We start from the raw sequence: 20592 nt of genomic DNA, 5'->3' as shown, positions 1-20592 counted from the left end.
GTAATAAAAAACCAAGAAGCGTTTAAGCTCCAAGAAAGTTAAATACGACCTTGAAGCTTAAAATGAGAGATGGTATCTACAGGTGTTTATACTCAAGTTAGAAGTGTAGTTTTTAACCTTTAAAACTATTATTTTTAACTGTTTGTGATGGGTTTTCACCAAATAGTTGCGTGTAATCTTTAGCAAATTGTCCCGCATGCCAAAATCCCCAATTGGCTGCTATTACTGAAATTGGCTTATCTTGGTTTGGTTTTTTTAGTTCCCGCCTTACATTATTTAAGCGTGTTAAACGTAAAAACCGCAAAGGGTTAATTCCTAAAATACTCTCAAAGCTATACTGAAGTGTGCGCCTACTTACAAAGGAAAGCTCGCACAGCTCGGTTATGGTTATTGGGTTTTGTGGATTTGTGGCCACGTAATCTTTTACTTTATCTACTACGGCTTTGCGGTGTTTATAACTTGGCGCAATATTTTGCTGCGTATTGTCTGCTTGTAATAAGTGTAGTGCCAACATGTTTAGCATATCTTGTTGTGATTCGGTTCTAAGTCCAAAGCCCTTGCCTACAACCATGCTATTAATTATTTGTCTTGCCGTTTGCAAAGATGAGTTGCTCACCGATAAACGAGCTGATTGTGCAGATGCCAGGTTTTTCAATGTTACGCCTTGGAGCTGCGCCATATATTCAATTGAGTTCCAATCGATTACCAAACCATAAATATTAAATTGCTCAGGGGTTATCAACTCAAAGTCGTTATCACTGGTACGGCACATAAATTGATTACTTGCCACACTTAAACCATTAATTTTACTTTGCTGTGACTGACAAGGAATGCCGAGCCAAACCGAATTAGGGGCTATGTTACATTGCTGACGAAGCGCTCGCTCAGTGTATTCTTTAAACACATGAATATTGGCGTAATCCGTTTCTTCAATACAACCATAAAAGCTGCCGTCGCTCATTTGATCGTATTTTTGCTGCCATTGAGTAAGGCTATGCGCTTGCTCGTCTATATCGTGTGTTTGCACCTTGCTCTTTAGTGGTGCGCTGAAGCTACTTTGCTGCGCCATATCGGGGATGCTCTTTTTCGTTACACTTTCATTATGCTTAAGTTAACACCGCTTTGCGTGTGTAACCAATTGAATTGGTTTAATAAATAATCTTTTGCCAAAATTCGATAGTTACTTGGTACAAAATAAGCTGTCTTGTAACTATTCAATATTGATTTATAGCTAAAGATGCAGCAAAACCTATACCAAGGTTGATCATTGATCATATTAGTTATGTGGAGTAAATCATGGGGCAAGCGTACAGTTACACTTTAGGTACACATACTTATAAATTCAAGAACTTAGCCCAGTTAATGGCTAAAGCTACACCGCAGCGTTCGGGTGATCGCTTAGCGGGCGTAATTGCACAATCAGCACAAGAACGTGCTGTGGCACAAATGACATTGGCGGATATACCTCTTAAAACATTTTTAAATGAGGTACTTATTCCCTACGAAGATGACGAAATTACACGCTTAATTATTGACGAGCACGATGCAAATGCCTTTATGGCTATTGCACATCTAACCGTAGGCGATTTTCGTAATTGGCTTTTAAGTGACTTTGCAACACCTGCTGTACTTGCAAGTATAAGGCAAGGTATTACGCCGGAAATGGCTGCTGCTGTTAGCAAAATAATGCGCAATCAAGATCTCATATTAATTGCTAAAAAGTGCCATGTTACGAGCGCTTTTAGAAATACTATTGGCCTCCCCGGGCATTTATCTACACGTTTACAACCAAATCACCCAACTGACGATATTAATGGTATTGCTGCATGCATGCTTGATGGTTTGCTATACGGTAATGGCGATGCAGTAATAGGTATAAACCCAGCAACCGATAACGTTGCCCAAGCCATTAAATTAATGACGTTAATGGATGATGTTATTCAAAAGTACGCCATACCGACCCAAAGTTGCGTGCTCACCCATGTTACTAACACCATTGAATGTATAGAAGCTGGCGCACCAGTTGATTTGGTATTTCAGTCGATTGGTGGCACAGAGGCGACTAATTCAAGTTTTGGTTTTAATTTAAATACCTTGGCTGAAGCGCAAGATGCCGCTTTGAGTTTAAAGCGTGGCACTGTTGGCAATAATGTAATGTATTTTGAAACTGGGCAAGGCAGTTCGCTTTCAGCAAATGCGCATCATGAGCTTGATCAGCAAACGTGTGAAGCTCGCGCTTATGCCGTTGCTCGTAAGTTTAACCCGTTACTGGTTAATACCGTGGTGGGGTTTATTGGCCCTGAATATTTGTTTGATGGTAAAGAAATTACCCGAGCAGGACTTGAGGATCATTTTTGCGCTAAGTTACTAGGTATACCGATGGGATGCGATGTGTGTTACACCAATCATGCAGAGGCTGATCAAAACGATATGGATAACTTGCTTACGCTATTAGGTGTTGCTGGTTGCTCGTTTGTAATGGGAATACCTGGCTCTGACGATATTATGCTTAATTACCAAACTACGTCGTTTCATGATGCATTATATGTTCGCCGTGTACTTGGCTCTAGACCTGCCCCTGAGTTTGAAGCATGGCTAAGCAAAATGAAAATAATGCAAAGCACTGCCGATATTACACTTTCAGATACCTTGCCTCCCGCTTTTGCTAAACCTCTGGGTGCAATTACTGGAGGTGGCTCATGAAATCACGTTTAAAACAGAGCACTCCTTTAGATGACTCAGTAAACAAGCATAAAAATAACGGTAATGTAGTGCACAATCCTTGGAGTGATTTACGCCGTTTTACCGACGCCCGTATTGGGCTTGGGCGTGCGGGTATAAGTTTGCCAACCTCAGAAATGCTGGCTTTTCAGCTATCTCATGCACAAGCGCGCGATGCAGTGAGTTTTCCGCTTGATATTAACGAAATGACTGAGCAACTAGGCAGTATTAGCGTATTAAAAGATGTTGCCCCTCCCCTGCATTTACACAGCCAAGCTGTTGACAGGGTTACTTACCTTCAGCGACCCGATTTAGGCCGCAAGCTTGATGAAAATGGTAGGCAAATACTTCTCAGCTATATGAATAAACAAAAGCACACTACACAGGCTAAATACGATTTAGCGATTGTAGTGGTTGATGGACTCTCCTCGTTAGCGGTACAAAAAAATGCATGCCCATTTATAACAGAGCTATTAGCGCACCTTACAACAGACAAGCAATTTAAAATTGCCCCCATTACTTTGGTTGAACAAGGTCGAGTAGCAATTGGCGACGATATAGGTGAGTTGCTAAATGCGCAGGTGGTTATGGTGTTAATAGGAGAGCGCCCAGGACTTAGTTCGCCAGATAGCCTTGGCTTGTATTTAACATGGGAGCCTAAAACAGGACTTAACGATGCATGTCGTAATTGCATATCGAATATTCGCCCAGCAGGCCTACCTTATACAGAAGCGGCTAGGCGTGCGCTGTACTTATTACGTGAAGCTAAAAAACTAAAACTAACTGGGGTTAATTTAAAAGACCGTACACAAGACGATGTAATTGAGCATCAGGTTTCAACCACTAACTTTTTAATTGCTGAGTAATTTTAATTAAAAACACATGAAATAAAACAATAAAAACTAAACATCAACGGAGAAGGGTTATGTCTACTAATAATACAGAGTACCTTGCTAAAAGACAGTTAAAACGAGGTACTGCGGGGTGGTTATTACTCGCAGGTTTGGGTGTGTCGTATGTAATATCGGGTGACTTTGCAGGTTGGAACTTTGGTATTGCCGAAGCGGGTTGGGGTGGCTTTGCCATTGCTGCAGTGTTAATGGCAGTTATGTATTTAGCGCTGGTATTGTCGCTTGCTGAAATGTCAGCTGCAATACCTGCAGCAGGCGGTGGTTATAGTTTTGCGCGCCAAGCTATGGGGCCTGCGGGAGGCTATTTAACCGGGCTTGCGGTATTAATTGAATACGCCTTAGCACCCGCTGCTATTGTTATTTTTATAGGCTCTGCAGTTGAAGCCCTCACCGGATTTAATGGCCCATGGGTATATGCATTATTTTACTTACTATTTGTGGGCATTCATTTAGCAGGCGTAGGAGAAGCACTTAAAGTAATGATGGTAATAAGTGGTTTAGCAGTATTAGCTATTATTGCAACGGCTTTTGTTTTAATTACAAATTTTGATGCATCACGCTTATTTGACGTCCCCGTAACCGATGCAGTGGGAGCCAGTGAGTTTTTACCTTTAGGTTGGTACGGGGTTTGGGCTGCATTACCGTTTGCCATGTGGTTATTTTTAGCGGTTGAAGGTGTACCGCTTGCTGCAGAAGAGGCAAAAGATCCCGCTAAAGATGTGCCAAAAGGCATTATTGGTGCAATGATCTTTTTGTTATTTACTGCTTTTTTAGTTGTTGTTTTAGTGCCTGGCGCTGGCGGTGCTGCTGCAATGGGCGCAAGTGCTGTACCTTTGGTTGATGCATTAAATGCATCGGGTAGTGAGGGCTTAGCAACCGTTGTAAATATATTAGGGCTTGCGGGGTTAGTCGCTTCGTTTTTCTCTATTATTTATGGTTATAGTCGCTTAGTGTTTGCTTTATCTAGAGCCGGTTATTTACCGCGTTCGTTGTCTATTACTACTAATCGCAAAGTGCCAGCACGTGCGTTGATTGTACCTGCCGTATTTGGTTTTTTAGTATCACTTAGTGGCGAGGGTGATTTAATACTTGCAATGGCTGTAGTGGGAGCAACGGTATCGTATGCATTAATGGCGCTGAGCCATATTTTGCTACGCGTTAAACAACCTGATTTACCTCGCCCGTATAAAACCCCAGGGGGCGTAGTAACGTCAAGTATCGCTTTAGTGCTTTCGCTTATAGCATTAACCGGTGTGTATGCGTTCGACCCTCGTGCATTTTTATACACTATAATGCTGTTTATTGTGGGCGCCGTATATTACTTTGGCTACAGCTCAAAACACTTAGTTGCTAAAAGCGCTGATGAAGAGTTTGCAATGTTGGCAGATGCAGAATCTGATTTAGAGATGGCTAAGTAAATATTAATAGTTATTATAAGTGAGGCTAACCCTCACTTATATTTTTATACAAGCAATACGGTGTAAAAATAGTGCATGCATGTAAATATCAAGCCCCTTATCTACTTTATTAATATCATTTAAAGCTAAAACTTTATGCTGCCGCGTAGCGCTTTGTTTTGCCCATGCTTGGTCTTTTTGTCCATGCGCTTTCGCTGTGAATTACGGCTGGGCTTGGTGGCTCGACGCGCTTTATTAACTACCGTAGCACTAAGGATTAAATCCTTTAAACGCTTAAGGGCATCTTCTCTGTTTAGCTCTTGGGTACGGTGGCTTTGCGCTTTAATGATTAAGACGCCGTCTTTGGTAATTCTTGTATCATTTAATGCAAGTAAGCGTTCTTTGTAGAAGTCAGGTAATTTAGAGCGGTTAATGTCAAAACGTAAATGAATTGCACTTGCTACTTTATTAACATTTTGACCACCGGCACCTTGCGAACGAATAGCTGTGAGCTCTAGTTCCCATTCATCGATAGTGACAGTATTTGAAATTGTTAACATTGTGTTCAGCTCTATTTGTCAAAAATACATTATATCATCAGTACATTAGCTTGTGGTGAATCAACTAAATTCTTAGAACTTAAATAAATTCTCATAAATTGTACTATAAATCAGCCAATATTTTATTTTGTGTTGGCAAGTGTTGCTTATTAGTTTCTAATTGGCACTACTTTAATACTAGGAAATGCTCAATGAAAAAAATACTTGTATCACTTAGCTTATTAGCGATGAGTTTCTCAAGCCTTGCAGAGGATATTAACGAAGGTCAACTTCAAAGCTATATGAAAGCACTGCCAGCTGTGACTAGCTGGGCAAGCAGCCAAGAGTCGTTAAAAGACTTAGATTTAGCAAGTATGCTAGGTGGTTCTGCAGATCAAAGTGTTGGCGAACAAAGCTCTTTAGCTAACAGTGCATTAAGCATGATTAAAGAACAAGACCTATACAAAAGCTTTGCGAGTGTTACAAACCGTTACGGTTTTACGCCAGAGCAGCTAGTAACTGTAGGTTCTGAAGTATCAATGGCTTATATCGAAAATCTTAAGTCGGGCCTTTCTGCTGATAATCAAGAAACTGCTAATAAAGTAATGGGCGGTTTTCAAAGTATGAAAAGTGCTAAAGATAAAGGCGCTAGCTCATTAATGGGTTCGTTTGGTAAATCGTCAAGCGCAGCTGAGGAGTCTACAGAATCTTTAGTAAGCGAAAACAACCTTGAACTTGTGAGCGAATATATGCCACAACTACAAAAGCTTTTTGCACTTTTATAAGTTTTATTGCTTTAAAAAAAGCGGGCTTATCTAGCCGTGAAATTAAAACGCATAAAAAACGGGGGAGTATCCAATACTCCCCCGTTTTTATTTAGCGTACAGATTATTTAAGATCGAACCTGTCTGCGTTCATTACTTTTACCCATGCATTTACAAAGTCATGTACAAAACGTTCTTTATTATCGTCTTGTGCATAAAACTCACTTAGGGCACGTAAAATAGAGTTTGAACCAAACACTAAATCTACGCGTGTGGCAGTCCATTTAATGGTGCCTGTTTTGCGCTCAACAATATTATATATACCTGGCTCTAGTGGCTTCCAGTTGTTAGCCATGTCGGTTAGGTTTACAAAAAAGTCGGTAGATAGCGTACCTACATTATCAGTAAATACACCATGTTTAGTGCCTGCGTAGTTTGTGCCTAGTACACGCATGCCGCCCATAAGTGCAGTCATTTCTGGTGCTGTTAAGCCCATTAATTGGCTGCGCTCTAACAATAGCTCTTCTGAGGATACGCTAAAGTCATTTTTAAGGTAGTTTCTAAATCCATCATGAACAGGCTCAAGCGGATCGAACGATTCTGCATCAGTCATTTCGTCTGTTGCGTCTCCTCGTCCTGGTGCAAATGGTACTGTTACATTAACACCGGCTTGTTTTGCAGCTTGCTCTACAGCCGCTGTGCCACCTAATACGATTAAATCAGCCATGCTTACTGGCTTAGATAAACCCGCTTGTACTTTTTCAAGGGCACTAAGTACACTTGCTAAACGCGCAGGTTCGTTACCTTGCCAATCTTTTTGTGGTGCTAAACGAATACGTGCGCCATTTGCGCCACCGCGTTTATCAGAACCACGATACGTACGTGCACTATCCCACGCTGTATTTATTAAATCACTTGCGCTTACACCGCAATCAAGTAGCTGTGCTTTTAAGCTTGTGATTTCATCGTCTGATAATGTGTAATCAACTGCTGGAATAGGATCTTGCCAAATTAGGTCTTCGCTTGGTACATCTTTACCTAAGTAACATGCTTTAGGACCTAAATCGCGGTGAGTTAGCTTAAACCATGCGCGTGCAAATACATCAGAGAAGTATTCAAAGTCGTTATAAAAACGCTCAATAATTTTACGGTACGCAGGGTCCACTTTCATGGCCATATCGGCATCGGTCATCATTGGGTTTAAACGAATTGATGAATCTTCTACGTCTACTGGTTTGTCTTCTTCTTTAATATTTACAGGTTCCCACTGATGAGCGCCAGCTGGGCTTTTTGTTAATTCCCATTCGTAATTTAAAAGTAAGTGGCAGTATCCGTTATCCCATGTTGTTGGGTGTGTGGTCCATGCGCCTTCAAGGCCTGAAGTTACAGTATTACGACCAAAGCCGCCTTCTTTGGTGCTGTTCCAACCTAAACCTTGCTCGTGTACGTCTGCTGCTTCTGGCTCTGGGCCTAAATGCTCTGCTTTACCATTACCATGAGTTTTACCCACTGTATGGCCGCCCACTGTTAATGCTGCTGTTTCTTCGTCATCCATTGCCATGCGAGCAAATGTTTCACGTACATGAGCCGCTGTTTTAAGAGGATCTGGTATACCATTAACACCTTCAGGATTAACGTAAATTAGGCCCATTTGTACTGCGGCTAATGGGTTTTCCATGGTGTCTGGTTTTTCTACATTGTCGTAGCGTTCATCACTAGGTGCTAACCATTCTTTTTCTGCACCCCAGTAAATATCTTTTTCTGGATGCCAAATGTCTTCACGGCCGCCCGCAAAGCCATAAATTTTTAACCCCATTGATTCGTATGCCATGTTACCTGCAAGAATAAATAAATCGGCCCATGAAAGTTTGTTACCGTATTTTTTCTTAAGTGGCCATAAAAGTCTGCGTGCTTTATCTAAGCTTGCGTTATCTGGCCATGAATTTAAAGGCGAGAAACGTTGGTTACCGGTACTTGCGCCACCACGACCATCAGATAAACGGTAGGTACCCGCTGAGTGCCATGCCATACGAATCATTAAACCACCGTAATGGCCCCAATCGGCAGGCCACCAATCTTGGCTGTCGGTCATAAAGGTTTTTAAGTCGGCTTTTACTTCGTCTAAATCTAGAGATTTAAATTCTTCTGCGTAGTTAAAATTAGTGCCGTATGGATTTGATTTAGTATCGTGTTGATGAAGAATGTCTAAGTTGAGTGTGTTTGGCCACCAATCGGTGTTTACTTTAGAAACAACTGAATTACTACCGTGCATAACAGGGCATTTACCCGCTGTTGGCTTGCTCATTGTGAAATCCTTAAAATAGAAAAATAAAATACTTAATCAATCAGTATTATTGCTTATACGTTTATAACTTTTTAAAAAGTAACGGTTATTTTTATTTAATAGGCTTACTTTTTACTCAGCGTGCCTACCTAAGTGCTTACGTATCCTTAATATAGGCGTATAAATTATGCTACGCCAGCCTCAACATACTATTTAAAACGATTGCTCCAATTTATATTTTTGATTGCCCTTACGTTAATGATGTATTTAACAATAGGCTTAAAGTGGCGTTTAAAATAATAGTAAAAAAGTCAGATGGCGCTCATATAAAGTATTACGCAAAATAAAAATTTAAAAATCGGTGAATTAACCTTAATCTTTTTACTAGACCTGTGATCGAATTGAAAAATTTCGGCGTAATGGTATGTGAAGGGTTTGAAAGTGGCTTTAGTTTACTAAAGCGCACATTGGAATACCCCCCTTCACCATGAAATTGTAGTTAGATAGTTATAATGATAAAGGTGCATTACTTAAGCCCAATGCACCTTTACTTTATAAACCGAATACTTTGAGTATTCTTATATTTTTAACTAGTTGAATTGAATTAAGTATTTGTTCATAAAGATTCAGTTAGTATGAAGTTGTTCTCCTGTGAATCCCTACGACATATTGTTGTTTTAAGCAGTTTTTGCCAGCTCACCTTGAGCTGGTTTTTTTTTGCCTATTTTTACTCAAATTACCTGAGCATGGGTAATATGCTCACGCTGTACCCTATTATTGCTAAGCTCACTAGGCTAAATAAATTTTACAACTATTGCTCCTATCTAAATTAGGTCAATTTTAATCCACAAAGAACAACACGCCCTAGTGCCATTAAGCCCTGCATGTTAAAGTTATTACAGTAATTAATTTAATTAGGCGTACCAATGCGTTATTACCTATCTGTACTTTTTGTTTGTTTAACTTTGTTTTCAGGCATAGTGAACTCTGCTGAAAAGCAACCAGCTTCACCTACAGCACAACAAGAGCAACAAGCTCTTCAACAACTCAAAGAGCCTATGTATAAGCCGCTAATGGAGCGCTACATATTAGATGAGCTAAAAGCAGTTAGGCAAGATCAGCAAAAGCTTCGTGAAGATGTAACTAAGCAGGTTACTCATGCGCAGCTTGATACTGCCGATCGCGCATTAACGTACACTACAGATACCATTAATAATGTGTTTTTTATAATTACCGCTACGGCGTCGATTTTAGTTTTAGTGGGTTGGAACTCGTTGCGCGATGTTAAAAACAAAGTAGAAGATATTGTAAATACGCGTGTGAGTGTAATTACAGACGAGTATGAAGACCGATTAAAAATTCTTGAAGAAAAACTACGCGTTCGCTCAGAAGAAATACTCAGCAACCAAGAGCGCATATCGGTGACTAACGAAGTTCATTCGTTGTGGATGCGCGCAAACCTAGAAAGTGATTTTGCAAATAAAATTGAAATTTTTGATGAAATACTCAATCGCAAACCTGAAGATGTTGAAGCCATTGCTTATAAAGCCGATGCACTACTAGAAATTAATGAAACAGCACAAGCCATTGAGCTGTGTAATCAAGCTATTGATATAGATAGTGACTATGGTTATGCCTATTGGCAACGAGCATGTGCTTATGCACTAACACATAAGCATGCTGATGCATTAGCCGATATTAAAATGGCACTTGAATACTCTCCAAACTTACGTAATGAATTATTACACGAGAGCGCATTTGCAAGCCTGCATGACAACGACAGCTTTAATACGATAGTGGCTGGTGAAGTTGTTTAAGCACTCAGAATTTGGCCTGTATGATTAGGCGCAACACCATAAAAAAGGGCCTTGGCCCTTTTTTTGTTTTTAAAGGTAAAGTTTGTTGTGTAATTAGAAGCTTAACTGCGCTCTACAAACTCAGCTCTAGCGTAGAGCTAAGATCAAAAGTGATTAATTCACAAAGAGGTTTAAAGACGCTGCGCTTTTAGAGAAGAGCTTAGAAGTTAAAATAATAAAAACAATCAGAAACTGTGCTTCTAACATGAGCAACAAGTCATACTCTAAACTTGGTATAAACACAGCTATTCGCGCAGGTTACAAGCTTTTAAAGCAACGCTTGTACTTTTATAATGCCGAGTCAGCATTGGTTTTGCTCTTCTCATTTGCTCCTCCTTTTCTTCTCTGCGTGCATATTGTTTTTTAGGGCTGTTATACACAAATAGGTTTAGAGATGCTGCGCTTTTAGAGTAGTTAGCTTAAGTGCTTCTCGCGCGAGCAAGCTTAGTGCCTACCTGAGAAACTTACACTCAGCAGTTTAATTTACCTGTAGACGCGCTGCTTGCAGGCGTTTAAAAACGTAGTTTTTAGGATGGTTGAATTAAATGCTACCCATTTTCTTCAGGCATAAAAAAAGCCGCATAAAATGCGGCTTTGGAGGTTAGTCTCACTTCACTTTGGGCGTGTCTCCAAAACTTAGTGAATACGTTACCAAGGAACTGTTATGTATTATTTAAGCTATTGACTCTAATGCAATTTTAACCATTTCGTTAAACGTGCTTTGACGCTCATCAGCAGGTGTTGCTTCACCGGTGATTACGTGGTCACTTACTGTAAATAATGCCATTGCATTTGCGCCGTATTCAGCTGCAACGCCATATAAACCGGCTGTTTCCATATCTACTGCTAGCATGCCTAACTTGTCTAAGTCTTTGTAGAACGAGTCGTCTGCTTGGTAGAAAGTGTCGGTTGTAAATACGTTACCTACTTTTGCTTCTATTCCTAGCTCTTTAGCGGCGTTTACACCGTTTAAAAGTAGGTCAAAGTTAGCAATAGCAGAAAAATCGTAGCCACGAACACGTGCACGGTTTACGTTTGAATCTGTGCTTGCACCTTGTGCAAAAATTACGTCACGGATTTTGATATCTGTGCCAATACCACCACACGTACCAATACGTATAATATTTTTAACGCCAAAGCTTACAATTAGCTCACGTGCATAAATAGACATTGATGGAATGCCCATGCCTGAACCCATGATGCTTACTGGCTTACCTTTGTAAGTACCAGTGAAACCGTACATGTTACGAACACCTGTAACTTGTACTGCATCATCTAAAAAGTTTTCAGCAATATATTGCGCACGTAGCGGATCGCCTGGCATTAATACTGTTTCGGCGAAATCACCAACGTTTGCACTGATATGCGGAGTACTCATTAATTGTTTTCCTTTTTATTTGGCGTTGTTAGCTCATTTAAAAAGCTGTCGCCGTAATCAAGCGCAGATAAGTTAAACCACTGTGCCAGTGTTTGACCGATATCTGCAAAGCTGTTGCGTTCACCTAGTGGTGTGTTACTCATACCTGGTTTATATGCAATAACCGGTACGTATTCGCGAGTGTGCTCAGAACCTGGAAAGGTTGGGTCACAACCGTGATCTGCAGTGATCATTAATATATCATCTGCGTTTAACTGTTTTAGTATAGTTGGTAAATAGTCATCAAATTCTTTTAATGCTTTTGCATAACCTACTGGGTTACGGCGATGACCAAATTTTTCATCAAAATCAACTAGGTTAGTAAAGATTAAGCTATGATCTGGTGCGCTTTTCATTACTTCGCTGGTTTTTTCTAGCAAGTTCATAAGCCCAGGTGCTTTATGCTTTTGGGTTATGCCCTGATGCGCGTAAATATCTGAAATTTTACCAATACTAATTACTTCGCCGCCGTCTTTTGCTAACACATCTAGCAATGTTGGTGCTGGCGGAAGCACTGAATAGTCGCGACGATTACCTGTGCGGGCAAAGTCTTGGCTATTTGAACCCAAAAATGGCCGCGCAATCACTCGTCCTATATTCATTTCATCAAGTAGCGCCCGTGCGATTTCGCAAACTTGATAAAGCTTCTCTAGGCCGAATGACTCTTCATGCGCGGCTATTTGAAACACGCTATCAGCTGAGGTGTAACAGATTGGTTTACCTGTTTTTACGTGCTCTTCACCTAGCTGTTCTAAAATGGTTGTTCCCGATGCATGGCAGTTGCCTAAAATGCCAGGAATACCAGTACGAGCTATAAACTCGTCTATAAATTCTTGTGGGAAACTTGGCTGTGTTTTTGGGAAATATCCCCAATCAAATAACACAGGTACTCCTGCCATTTCCCAATGACCTGATGGCGTGTCTTTTCCGCTAGATAATTCTTTAGCGTAACCCCATGCCCCTTGAGAAGCTTGGCGGTCTGAAATTAAACACGGTTCTCCACCGGCAGCTTCACATGCATCCACTAACCCAAGTTTTGATAGGTTAGGAAGCGATAATGCAGCGCCTGTTTCGTCGTAATATGCTTTTAGTAAGTGAGCGAATGTATTAGCCCCAAGATCGCCGAATTTATCTGCATCTGGTGCTGCACCGATTCCTAGGCTATCTGCCATTAAGATAATTGCTCTTGCCATTTTGACCTCACTTTGATTCTAGGTGGTTACTTTATCCGCTGATCGATTTTTCCGTACAGGACAAAAGTCCTGTTTCATAAAACCTAAACATTATAAATTTGCATTCTTAAGCGAAGCAAAAGAGATTAATCGTGTCTTTTTTGCTATTGTGATCTACCAACAATATATCCTTCTGTGTGGGTGAGAACTTTAGTGACACGAACTACTATTATAGCTATTGCAGGCGCGTCTGCGTCGGGCAAATCTCTTTTTAGCCAAACTATATACAATGAATTGGTTAATGAACTTGAACCAGGCGCTATCGCCATTATTGAAGAAGATGCTTACTACAAGGATCAGTCGCATTTACCGATGGCGCATCGTACGCAAACGAATTACGACCATCCTGATGCATTTGAACATGCGTTAATGCTTGAGCATTTAACACAGCTTCGTAGTGGAAATTCAGTTGAAGTACCAACGTATGATTATGCACAGCATACACGTAGCGAGAAAACTCGCCGAGTGCCTGCTGCTAAGATACTCATTGTTGAAGGTATTTTATTATTGAGTGACAAAGCGCTTAATAAAGAATTTGATATTAAGGTGTTTATAGATACGCCTTTAGATATTTGCTTAATGCGTCGTATGCAACGTGATATGGAGCAACGAGGCAGAACATTACAATCTGTTGTTGAGCAGTATCAAGCAACTGTTAGACCGATGTTTTATCAATTTATTGAGCCTTCTAAGCATAATGCAGATTTAGTTGTGACTCGAGGCGGTATGAACCGCGTTGCGATTGATATAATAAAAAGTAAGATAAAATATTTACTACAAGAATAACAACGGGAAACATTTGTATGACAACATTTATGAGCTTAGTGGGCATGTGTGTGCTACTAAGCATTGCCTTTGCGGCATCAACTAATCGCAAGGCAATTAATTTAAGAACCGTTGGTATAGCATTTGCGATGCAAGTAGTTATTGGCGGTTTTGTCCTGTTTTTTGAAGCAGGAAAAAATGTGTTAACGAGCATGTCAGCAGCCGTATCGTCGGTTATTGGTTATGCAAACGACGGTATTGGGTTTTTGTTTGGCCCACTTGCCTCACAAGACACATTAGGTTTTATTTTTGCGATTCAAGTTTTGCCCGTTATCGTGTTTTTCTCAGCACTTGTTGCTGTGTTGTATCACCTTGGCATCATGGATTGGATAATTAGGATTTTAGGCGGCGGTTTACAAAAATTATTGAAAACCTCTCGCACAGAATCGCTTTCAGCGACAGCAAATATTTTTGTTGGCCAAACTGAAGCACCGCTAATAGTTAAGCCATTTATAGCAACAATGACTAAATCGGAATTGTTTGCAGTGATGGTAGGTGGCTTAGCCACTGTGGCAGGCTCTGTAATGGCCGGTTACGTTATTATTGGCGTAGATCTTAAGTATTTAATAGCAGCGAGCTTTATGGCTGCTCCAGGTGGTTTTTTAATGGCCAAGATGATTGTGCCAGAAACTGAAACGCCTAAAGATAACTTAGCTGATTTAGATTTAGATGACGAAGATAAGCCTGTAAATGTAATTGATGCAGCTGCATCAGGTGCAGCAAACGGTATGCATTTAGCACTTAATGTAGGTGCAATGTTACTTGCTTTTGTAGCGCTAATTGCACTACTAAACGGTTTATTAGGTGGTATTGGTGGGTGGTTTGATTACCCAACATTAACGCTTCAAGAAATATTAGGTTATGTATTTGCTCCTGTTGCATGGTTACTAGGTGTGCCATGGGATGAAGCAATTATAGCCGGCAGCTTTATTGGTCAAAAGATAGTAGTGAACGAGTTTGTTGCTTACTTAGACTTTATAAATTATCGCGATACGTTAAGCGCGCACACACAAGCAATTGTTACTTTTGCTCTATGTGGCTTTGCTAACTTATCATCGATAGCCATTTTACTAGGTGGGTTAGGCGGTATGGCGCCTAGTCGGCGGAAGGATATCGCACGCTTAGGGCTCAGAGCAGTGTTAGCAGGATCTATGGCTAACCTTATGAGCGCAGCAATTGCTGGGTTTTTCCTCTCGCTAGCTTAGAAACTTATTGAGATGAACACCGGTGTTGCAAAACAAGAGGATAGCGCTTTAAGGGGTTAAAGCTCTATCTGACTTGAACGATACTTCACCAAGGGCCGCAAGGCCCTTTTATCGTTTTAGGCCTTCCACATTTATACACTCCCCCACCTTTAAGCTATTTAACCTTATTTATGGTTATATATAACTCAAATAAACCAATATCTTAGTAACAAATTCACATAAATATTTTTTGTGTTTTTCGTATTTTCAGCCACACTTATATTACTTAAGCTAACCGACTAACGATCCGCTATTGTGAAATATATTCTTTATTCTCTTTTTTTAATTTGCTCTGTGTATGTTCAAGCAAAAGAACCCATCCTTGTTGTTACAGAGTTAGCACCGCCAAACCAGGTGTTGATTGATGGTGAGGTAGCAGGTGAAGGTACTCAATTTATTAGAGATATATTTGCTGAGGCTGATCTAACACCTAACATTCAAATGTACCCTTGGGCACGTGCTTATAAAATTGCAGATGAGCTTAAAAATACCTTTATATACAGCCTTGCACGCACTGTAGAGCGAGAAGACAAATTTTATTGGATAGGACCTGTCGGACGTTTTGAACTAGGCTTTATTGGCCTATCAGAGCGAGATGATCTTATTATAAACACTACTGAACAAGCCAAAGTGTACAAAATTGCTATGCAGCGCAATGATTTTTCAACACAAACCCTCGCAAAACTGGGGTTTGAAGTTGTTTTAACCTCTGATATTCAAAAGTCATACTCTTTACTACTCGCTAAAAAAGTAGATTTAATTGTAGACGATCCTTTATATATGCAGCAGATGAGTGATTATCTAAAGCTCAAACCAGCACACTTAAAGTTTATTTATAAAATAGATGAGCTAACAATTGATGCTTATTTAGCTGCGAATAAAAAAGCAGATATGCATTTAATAGAATCACTGCAAGCTGCATTTTTAAAAATAAAGCAAAAGAAAGGGCTGCCTTACTGGTACTAACATTAGCGCTTATAACGTTTTTTATAAGCCGAAAAGTTATCCTTCTTTTTAAGCTTTTCAAACTCCCTATTAAAACGCTCTACAATGTAATTGGGTACTGATTTATTAAACGCGATGTAGTTACCTGCTATCTCAGGTAATGGTAATTCCTGCAGCCTAACGACATCGTCTTCACTATACCCAAAAGGCGAAAGTTGATAACCAATGGTGTATTCAGAGCCTAAAATCAAATCTATTTTACTATTTAAAAACAAGTGCATATATTGCTTTTCATCACCTATGGACAAAAGGTTTTTACCTGCTTCAAACCCTACTTTTTTAATTATGGATTCGTAAATATCCCCTCTTACGATAGCAAGTGAAAACTGCTTTGCTTCATTTAAGCTATTCATTTTTAACTGAGTATTTTTTTTAAGTTTATAAAAAAATGTTTCACTGGATGCCAAAGGCCCTACCCAATTAAAAATAGGCGTTCTTTGAGATGTTTTAGCGATAGAGATAATACCTGAATGCTTATCTTTTTGGGCTAGGCTGTAAGCACGTTTCCAAGGAAGTATTTTAAATTCACAGGTAATGTCTGACGCAATGCATACATCTTTTACAATATCGAGATTTATGCCAACAAGTTGACCCGCTTTGTTTTCAAAATTGTATGGCGAAAAGTGCTCAGTGTAGACCGTGAGCTTGAAACCTTCAGCTTGTGCGTAATGACTGATAAATATAAAAACAAGTATAAGGAAGGATTTAATGATAACGATACCTACTGATGAACTTACATTAATAATAGGTGCAGCTTAGGTTGAGTCAAATTTCAGACACAAAAAAAGCGCCTTAAGCGCTTTTTTTCATTTTACTTAAAAAGTAAAATTATACAGCTGTGATGTTATCAGCTTGTGGACCTTTTTGACCTTGTGAAAGAGTGAACTCTACACGTTGGCCTTCAGCTAAAGTTTTGAAACCTTCGCTTTTGATTGCTGAGAAATGTGCGAAAACGTCTGGGCCATTTTCTTGCTCGATGAAACCAAAACCTTTAGACTCGTTGAACCACTTAACTGTACCTGATACGATGTTAGACATTGTAATATCCTGATATAAAATAAAAAATATGCTCATAAGAGCGGGTGTAGCAAAAAATGAGATGGTACTTTAAAAACTTCAGGACGGTACTACAAGTATTACTTATACAACATCGAAATGGAGATTTATAGCTTACATGCTTTCTTTCTAGCTGCAGCCCACTATATAGATTTTTTAAAATATGTCAAGTACCTATCTATAATCAGAGTGATAAACAACCAAAACCGCTTTCCTTGGTTATTAAAATTCAAATTCTAATGCGAGCCTAAAACTATGATTTTTTTCTGATTGGCTTATCTCAGTGATAAAACCCGCTTCCCATTTTAACTGCTTTTGTCCATCAAAACGCTGCAAACCTATAAACCCAGGCCCTATGCCAACAAAGTCCTCTCCTACATAAACTTCAATAGACGGCTGAAAAGCTGAACGATAGCGATAGCGGTATTGTGCTCTAAACTCACTTTCCCATTCATTTTGAATATCCTGCCCCCACTCGTAAACTAAAAAGGCATTCATAGTTAAGCTTGTTTTGCCAAATTCTTTTTCGATCACAAAACCCGACGTTGCTTCATATACGTCTTCGTTGTGTTTTTTTTCAAGCTCGAATAATGCGCCCCAATCAGCCCATAACTTACCTTGCTCAATTAGTTGCCAGCGCAACTCAAGCTCGTAAGCTTCTAAGCCAAAATCGCCGTTGTCATCTCGCTCACCAACTATGTAACCTTCTAGTGCAATTGTATCGTTTATAGCTCCACCACCACCCAAACGCTGCGCGAGTATGTTGCCACTATCTGTTTGGTGCGACACTAACCGCCATTCTAACTCTCGCTCAAAAGGTAAAACATAGGGGTGATAAACCTTATCAACAACGATTCCATCAGCCTTTGCTGGGATTGAGAACACCAATAAATAAAAAACGGTAAAGCTAAGCGCTAAATATAGGTTGAGTACTTTCATACACGTTCCTTAGATATTGAAGCCGTAATAACGTAACAAAGTAATAAAAATACCACACTGCTTGTACTATATATAACTACACTCATTAAATCAGGGGTTGCCTCATAACCAATAAGAGAACGAAGTACGCGCCCTAGCTCAGAGTTTTCGCTTAATGCATCACGTAAATCCCATACGGTTGCGGTGTTGGTAATTAAATCTATTTGGCTTGCTAAATCCAGTGCAACCAATAGCTTAGCCGCACTGTTAAAAGCAAGCAAAGTAAAAAGCGGATACATGCCAAAACGGTGCTTAATTGCATTCATTAAAAAGTACAGCAATACGCTAAAACTTAAGCAAATCCCAACACCTAATAAAGTGCCAATAAATAAGCTTTGCCCTGCATCATTACTTTGCCAAAAACTGGTGAGGTAAATAATATAGTGGCTTAAATACAATGTTATTGTGCTTATAACAGCAATATAAAATGCCGCTGATTTTTGTTTTATTGCAAATACTAATACGGCTATAAATATAGTAATACATAGCCCTATTTGTGAGTACTCTAGCCCTTGATGTTCAAACCACTGGCTCACCCATGATGCACTTTGCATGTACATAAACGACATGAGCGCGCCAATCAGTAAAGCAGATCCTATTTTTAAAGCGCTTTGTTTTTTAACCACTTGTAGTAGCACTAATAAAATAGCCACAGGTAGCAATTGATTAAGACTCATGACTAAACTAGTTATTAGCATGCTGCGCCTCCTCATCACCAACTATTACAACGCCCCTTGCTGTATTGGGCGAAAACTCACCAAAAAATTCGTAATACCCTTTACTAAGCGGCCCTATATAAATAATGCTTTTACGGTTTGGGTAGAGTACTTTTTCTCTGTTTAGATCAAAGCTATCAAACTCTTCTGGTGTGCTATCTTGGTTTTCTATCAATAGTTTTACTTTTTTATTCGCGGGAATGGTAATTTGCGAGGGATAAAACAAATGATCTTTTAAAATAATAAGGTACTCTTTACTCGCCGCATTGAACGACAAAAATAGCAAACAACAAAGGCACCGATTAAATAAACGTTTAGTCACTTTTCACTCCTGTAAAAGTAACCTTAACGGTTAGTCCGCCTAAAGGGCTATTCGCTAAATGAATAGTTGCGCCATAAATAGCAATTATGTGTTGAACAATCGCCATACCTAAACCGGCACCTTGCTCGCCTGATGGATGCTGATCGCCACCTACGCGATAAAAACGATTGAATATTCGCTCTTTTTGCTCTTCAGTCATACCCGCACCAGAATCATCAATTTGCCAACTAAAGCCGTTATTACTTGATACTAATTTAATTATAATTTGACCATTTTTGGGTGTGTACTTTATGGCGTTGCTAAGTAAATTAGCGATGAGTGTGGTTAATGTAAACTCATCACCATTAATAATAAAGTCATCGCCTTCAAGACTAATGGTTTGGTTTTTTTCATCTATTTTGTCGTATTGCTCCGATACGACTTGCTGAGTAATCGTTAGTAATGATTGTTCGCTAAACTGCCTCTGCCATTGTTCAGGCTGGGTGCGCCCTAAAATTAGCATTTGTTCAACAATATTACTTAAACGATTAATGCCCTGCGACATAGCTTGTAATTCTTGATGGTCTTGCAGATTACTTTGTTTATTAGCCAAATTATGTACGTTAATTTTTAAACTACTAAGTGGAGTACGTAATTCGTGAGCTGCATCTGAGGCAAAAAATCGCTCCCGTAAGTAGGCTGTTTCTACGCGTTTAAATAAGTCGTTTAAACGATTAATAACAGGTTTAATTTCTTCGTCAGTTACTTGCCAGTTAATTGGCGTAAAGTCGTTAGCTTGGCGAGACGCCAACTGCTTAGATAATCGAGTAAGAGGGGCTAATGCGTATTTAACAAAAAAGCTAATAAAAATAGCAAGCAGAGGGACTGCCCATAGCATAGGTAACATTGCAGATAAAATAACGGCTTCAGCTAATTCAAAACGCTTTGCCATAGGTTCAGCAACGATGATTTTACGGGTGTTTTTACTCATCACAAATACCCGCATACGCTGCCCTGCTACATTGGCCGTTTGAAAGCCCTCGCTAAAACTAATTTGGTTATTCGTTAAACTCGATGAGCCACTAAGTAAATTATTATTTTGCCAAATTTGATACAACAACTGAGCGCTATTATTACTTACTTGTACTGCATCTGTGCTTAGTGCCAATGGTTGCTCAATTAAAACGCCAGCTACTATTTTAAGTTCATCATCAAGCAAACTTTCGCCGTGGTGCATACTTTTTTGATAGCCTTTTACTAATGCTAAAAAGCAAGTTAGCACCATCATTGAAAGTAAAATTAAGGTCAGACGTTTACGAATAGACATTTTCAACCTCGAAAAACAA

Annotated in this window: 19 protein-coding genes; 8 read left to right on the top strand and 11 right to left on the bottom strand. The window is 39.6% G+C overall.

Annotated elements, in window-relative coordinates:
• Window positions 1-112: 112 nt before the first annotated feature.
• Complete coding sequence (locus GQR47_RS11515; RefSeq protein ID WP_024594889.1) at window positions 113-1069, bottom strand: helix-turn-helix domain-containing protein; 957 nt, start codon at window positions 1067-1069, stop codon at window positions 113-115.
• Between the two features lie 227 nt (window positions 1070-1296).
• Between GQR47_RS11515 and GQR47_RS11510 the strand changes: the two genes are divergently transcribed.
• Genes GQR47_RS11510 through eat form a run of 3 tightly spaced genes read left to right on the top strand, consistent with a single transcriptional unit; the run spans window position 1297 to window position 5050 of the window.
• Complete coding sequence (locus GQR47_RS11510) at window positions 1297-2703, top strand: ethanolamine ammonia-lyase subunit EutB (protein ID WP_024594888.1); 1407 nt, start codon at window positions 1297-1299, stop codon at window positions 2701-2703.
• Window positions 2700-3587 carry an ethanolamine ammonia-lyase subunit EutC gene (gene eutC, locus GQR47_RS11505; protein ID WP_024594887.1) on the top strand — a complete coding sequence of 296 codons (888 nt, stop codon included), beginning with the start codon at window positions 2700-2702 and terminating at the stop codon, window positions 3585-3587. Before GQR47_RS11510 ends, eutC begins: the two co-directional genes overlap by 4 nt.
• 59 nt (window positions 3588-3646) lie before the next feature.
• Window positions 3647-5050 (top strand): ethanolamine permease, encoded by a 1404-nt coding sequence (eat, locus tag GQR47_RS11500; protein ID WP_154902838.1) that lies wholly within the window; start codon window positions 3647-3649, stop codon window positions 5048-5050.
• Window positions 5051-5175: 125 nt separating this feature from the next.
• Here the strand turns inward: eat and arfB are convergent, their stop codons facing one another.
• Entirely contained in the window at window positions 5176-5589 is a 414-nt protein-coding gene (arfB, locus tag GQR47_RS11495) for an alternative ribosome rescue aminoacyl-tRNA hydrolase ArfB (RefSeq protein WP_002959105.1), read from the bottom strand.
• A 191-nt stretch (window positions 5590-5780) separates the two neighbouring features.
• Here arfB and GQR47_RS11490 point away from each other — a divergent pair, with 191 nt between their 5' ends.
• Window positions 5781-6353, top strand: coding sequence for a hypothetical protein (locus tag GQR47_RS11490; RefSeq protein WP_002959106.1), 573 nt, complete (start codon window positions 5781-5783; stop codon window positions 6351-6353).
• Window positions 6354-6456: 103 nt separating this feature from the next.
• On the opposite strand, the gene katG is transcribed toward GQR47_RS11490, so the two are convergent.
• Window positions 6457-8637, bottom strand: coding sequence for a catalase/peroxidase HPI (gene katG, locus GQR47_RS11485; RefSeq protein WP_165723809.1), 2181 nt, complete (start codon window positions 8635-8637; stop codon window positions 6457-6459).
• Between the two features lie 905 nt (window positions 8638-9542).
• Here katG and GQR47_RS11480 point away from each other — a divergent pair.
• Complete coding sequence (locus GQR47_RS11480; protein WP_002959108.1) at window positions 9543-10433, top strand: tetratricopeptide repeat protein; 891 nt, start codon at window positions 9543-9545, stop codon at window positions 10431-10433.
• 712 nt (window positions 10434-11145) lie between these two features.
• Here GQR47_RS11480 and deoD read toward each other — a convergent pair.
• Window positions 11146-11850 (bottom strand): purine-nucleoside phosphorylase, encoded by a 705-nt coding sequence (gene deoD / locus GQR47_RS11475; protein WP_007376638.1) that lies wholly within the window; start codon window positions 11848-11850, stop codon window positions 11146-11148.
• On the bottom strand, window positions 11850-13082 hold the full coding sequence (locus GQR47_RS11470) for a phosphopentomutase (protein WP_024596282.1): 1233 nt from the start codon (window positions 13080-13082) through the stop codon (window positions 11850-11852). Before GQR47_RS11470 ends, deoD begins: the two co-directional genes overlap by 1 nt.
• A 192-nt stretch (window positions 13083-13274) precedes the next feature.
• Here GQR47_RS11470 and udk point away from each other — a divergent pair, with 192 nt between their 5' ends.
• The 3 genes from udk (at window position 13275) to GQR47_RS11455 (ending at window position 16156) form a co-directional block, all read left to right on the top strand.
• On the top strand, window positions 13275-13907 hold the full coding sequence (gene udk / locus GQR47_RS11465) for a uridine kinase (protein ID WP_024596281.1): 633 nt from the start codon (window positions 13275-13277) through the stop codon (window positions 13905-13907).
• Between the two features lie 17 nt (window positions 13908-13924).
• A complete protein-coding gene (locus tag GQR47_RS11460; RefSeq protein WP_039488805.1) occupies window positions 13925-15151 on the top strand; it encodes a NupC/NupG family nucleoside CNT transporter in 1227 nt (408 codons plus the stop codon).
• A gap of 294 nt (window positions 15152-15445) precedes the next feature.
• Window positions 15446-16156, top strand: coding sequence for a transporter substrate-binding domain-containing protein (locus tag GQR47_RS11455; RefSeq protein ID WP_182725018.1), 711 nt, complete (start codon window positions 15446-15448; stop codon window positions 16154-16156).
• A gap of 2 nt (window positions 16157-16158) precedes the next feature.
• Here the strand turns inward: GQR47_RS11455 and GQR47_RS11450 are convergent, their stop codons facing one another.
• From GQR47_RS11450 to GQR47_RS11425, 6 genes are all read right to left on the bottom strand, one after another.
• Entirely contained in the window at window positions 16159-16872 is a 714-nt protein-coding gene (locus GQR47_RS11450; protein ID WP_310736855.1) for a transporter substrate-binding domain-containing protein, read from the bottom strand.
• Between the two features lie 151 nt (window positions 16873-17023).
• A complete protein-coding gene (locus GQR47_RS11445; protein ID WP_002959120.1) occupies window positions 17024-17233 on the bottom strand; it encodes a cold-shock protein in 210 nt (69 codons plus the stop codon).
• A gap of 240 nt (window positions 17234-17473) precedes the next feature.
• Entirely contained in the window at window positions 17474-18190 is a 717-nt protein-coding gene (locus tag GQR47_RS11440) for a hypothetical protein (protein WP_165723808.1), read from the bottom strand.
• The gene (locus GQR47_RS11435; protein WP_165723807.1) at window positions 18187-18927 is read right to left on the bottom strand and encodes an iron transporter; all 741 of its coding nucleotides are present in this window, start codon (window positions 18925-18927) and stop codon (window positions 18187-18189) included. The genes GQR47_RS11440 and GQR47_RS11435 overlap by 4 nt, the downstream gene beginning before the upstream one ends.
• On the bottom strand, window positions 18914-19267 hold the full coding sequence (locus GQR47_RS11430) for a cupredoxin domain-containing protein (protein WP_138490154.1): 354 nt from the start codon (window positions 19265-19267) through the stop codon (window positions 18914-18916). Before GQR47_RS11430 ends, GQR47_RS11435 begins: the two co-directional genes overlap by 14 nt.
• Window positions 19260-20573: an ATP-binding protein gene (locus tag GQR47_RS11425; protein WP_165723806.1), complete on the bottom strand. Its 1314-nt coding sequence runs from the start codon at window positions 20571-20573 to the stop codon at window positions 19260-19262. Before GQR47_RS11425 ends, GQR47_RS11430 begins: the two co-directional genes overlap by 8 nt.
• Between the last annotated feature and the right edge of the window lie 19 nt (window positions 20574-20592).

The organism is Pseudoalteromonas sp. Z1A2, assembly GCF_011378755.1.
In the GTDB taxonomy this organism is placed as follows: Bacteria; Pseudomonadota; Gammaproteobacteria; order Enterobacterales; family Alteromonadaceae; genus Pseudoalteromonas; species Pseudoalteromonas distincta.
This window is presented reverse-complemented; position numbering and strand designations above follow the sequence as displayed.